Here is a 2,950-nt window from a genome sequence, read left to right on the forward strand (position 1 = left end):
GGGGGTGCGTTGGGCGCGGGAGGTGATGCAGCACAGCCCGACGGCGATCCGTTGCCTGAAGGCGGCGTTTAATGCGGAGACCGATGGTCTTGCGGGCATCCAAGAACTGGCCGGGCAAGCCACCCATCTCTTTTATCGAACGGAAGAGGGGCAGGAGGGCAGAAATGCATTCCTGGAGAAGCGGTCTCCCGATTTTTCTGGCTCCGACTGGCTGCCGTAGCACAACTGAAGTCTCGTAGCTAGTCCTAGGTGAGACTGCTGCTTGGCTTGTGACCTTCTCCCGCTCGACTGGCCTCGCCCTCCTGGCGCCTTTGGCCTTGGCCCTGCTTCCGCAGATCGCTGAGGCACGCCAACCCGACCCCATCCCACCTCCGGCACCGGTCATTAGCGATGCGGTGGCCCTCTCCCGCATCCCGACCTCGCTGATGAATCAGGAGGGACTGCACCTGGTGCTCGATCGCCAGACGCGGCAGTTGATGGTGATCAAGGACGGCCGGATGCTGCATCGCTACCCCGCCGCCGTTGGTACGGACGGTTGGGAAACGCCTGCCGGCAGCCATCGGGTTCTCGAGAAGGTGGCCAAGCCCGTTTGGCAGCATCCAGGCAATGGCTCCCAGGTCCCTCAGGGCCCGAAGAATCCCCTGGGTTCACGCTGGATTGGCTTCCATCGCAACTGCACCCCCAAAGAGAATGCCTGGGACGGTGAGCGCTATCTCAGCGTCAACGGCTGCACGGTGGCGGGCTTCCATGGCACGCCCCACCGCTGGACCGTTGGACGTGCGGTCTCCCATGGCTGCGTACGTCTCTACGAAGAAAACGTCCAGGAAGTGTTTGAGCTGGTCGAGGTCGGCACCTTGGTGACGGTCCTTCCCTAGAGACTGCCCGTAAAGTTGCGCCCACTTGCGATCCCATCGCCATGCGGGTGCTCTTTGCTGCGGCTGAATGTGCACCGATGGTGAAGGTCGGCGGGATGGGCGACGTGGTCGGCTCCCTCCCCCCGGCCCTGGCACCCCTGGGCCACGACGTACGGCTGATCATGCCGGGCTATGGCCGCCTCTGGAGCCTTCTGCAGATCCCGGCTGATCCCATCTGGCGTGGCCACACGATGGGCACCGATTTTGCGGTGTTCGAAACCCGTCATCCGACGAATGGCTTGCCCCTGTACCTGGTCGGCCACCCTGTCTTCGATCCCGAGCGGATCTACGGCGGCGAGGACGAGGACTGGCGTTTCACCTTCTTTGCCAGTGCCGTCTCGGAATTTGCCTGGCACCACTGGAAGCCCGACATCCTGCATTGCCATGACTGGCATACCGGGATGATTCCGGTCTGGATGCACCAGGACGCGGAGATCAGCACCGTCTTCACCATCCACAACCTCAAGTACCAGGGCCCCTGGCGCTGGAAGCTCGATCGGATGACCTGGTGCCCCTGGTACATGCAGGGTGACCACACGATGGCGGCGGCATTGCTTTACGCCGACCGGGTCAATGCGGTCTCACCGACCTACGCCCAGGAGATCCGCACGCCTGAGTACGGCGAGAAGCTCGACGGCCTGTTGAATTTCGTCAGCGGCAAGTTGCGCGGCATCCTCAACGGCATTGACCAAGACGCCTGGAACCCGGCCACCGATTCCACCCTGCCCGCGACCTTCACCCCCGATGACCTCTCGGGCCGCGCCGTGTGCAAACGGGCCCTGCAGGAGCGCATGGGCTTGGCGGTCAATCCCGACACCTATCTGATGGGTGTGGTGAGCCGTCTGGTGGACCAAAAAGGCATTGATCTTCTGCTGCAGGTGGCGGACCGGGTCCTGGCCTATTCCGACAGCCAGATCGTGGTCTTGGGGACCGGGGACCGGCACCTCGAGGCGGGGCTTTGGCAGATGGCTTCCCGCTATCCGGGGCGTTTTGCGGTCTTCCTGACCTATGACGACGCCCTCTCGCGCTTGATCTACGCCGGTAGTGATTCGTTCTTGATGCCGAGTCGGTTTGAGCCGTGTGGCATCAGTCAGCTCCTGGCGATGCGCTATGGCTCCATCCCCGTGGTGCGGCGCGTGGGCGGCCTGGTCGACACCGTCCCGCCCCATGACCCCAATGGCCATAGCGGCACGGGCTTTGGCTTTGATCGCTACGAGCCCCTCGACTTCTACACCTCGATCGTGCGCTCCTGGGAGGCCTATCGCCATCGCCAGAGTTGGACGGAGCTGCAGCGCCGTGCCATGCAGGCCAATTTCAGCTGGGATCGCTCCGCCCTGGAGTACGACCGGATGTACAAGGAGGTCAAAGGGGTCAAAGAACCGACCCCCGACGCCCAAGCGGTGGAGCAGTTCTCCCAGGGTCAGCAGGCCGATCCGAGCCGCCAGGGCCTTGACCAAGCGCCTGAGGCTGAGGCGGGTTCTGGTCTGCGCAATCCCCTCTCGCTTCTGCGCCGCCGGAGCAGCCGCTGAGTTCTCCTCCGCCCACCGAACGGCGCAGCAATCTGCCAGCGCCCTACAAGAACCCTTGGCGTTCCCTGGCCGAGGACCTCGGCGCCGTCCGCGGCGACCTGGTGCTCCGCTCGCAGGAGCTTTGGCGTCGCAATCGCCAGGGATCCCTTTGGACGCCGCCCTGGTGGCCGTCGGATCTCGCTCCCCTGTTCTGGCCGGCCCTTGCGCTGGTCTTGGCGGCACTGCTGGGGTCGGCCCTGGTCTTCTTCATGCGGGTCTGGCCCTCCGCCCCCGATCCGGCAGCACCAGCCGCTCTGGTGGAGAGCGCTCCTGAGCCGCAGCAGTCCTCCGAGCTGACGAACGAACCGGCGTCGATCGAGGCCCCTTCCCTCGTTGAGGAGCCGCCGGTTGAGCCGACCCAATCACTGGAGCCGAGCGAGCCGGAGACCTCGGCGTTGGAACCTGAGGCTCTAGAGGGGCCCTATGCCCCCGACCCTTTGCTTGAGCTGGTGCAGCGACCCGAGGCCG

Annotated in this window: 3 protein-coding genes and 1 pseudogene; all 4 read left to right on the forward strand. The window is 64.6% G+C overall.

From position 1 onward, the window contains the following. Positions 1-220: enoyl-CoA hydratase-related protein (locus tag QZ186_RS11630; RefSeq protein WP_296417011.1), on the forward strand; the 220-nt coding region annotated here is incomplete at its 5' end. A 49-nt stretch (positions 221-269) separates the two neighbouring features. After that, entirely contained in the window at positions 270-875 is a 606-nt protein-coding gene (locus QZ186_RS11635) for a L,D-transpeptidase (RefSeq protein WP_247478096.1), read from the forward strand. A 41-nt stretch (positions 876-916) separates the two neighbouring features. After that, entirely contained in the window at positions 917-2,443 is a 1,527-nt protein-coding gene (gene glgA / locus QZ186_RS11640; protein WP_296417013.1) for a glycogen synthase GlgA, read from the forward strand. Between the two features lie 101 nt (positions 2,444-2,544). Continuing rightward, a pseudogene (locus QZ186_RS11645) lies at positions 2,545-2,950 on the forward strand (hypothetical protein); the annotation flags it as partial.

Origin of the sequence: Vulcanococcus sp. DEBay_Sum29NL08_54 (assembly GCF_017859255.1) — a bacterium.
In the GTDB taxonomy this organism is placed as follows: Bacteria; Cyanobacteriota; Cyanobacteriia; order PCC-6307; family Cyanobiaceae; genus Vulcanococcus.

What these genes read in the sequence shown, in the direction of transcription:
- glgA (WP_296417013.1), top strand. Translation starts at nt 917, where the DNA reads ATGCGGGTGCTCTTTGCTGCGGCTGAATGTGCACCGATGGTGAAGGTC.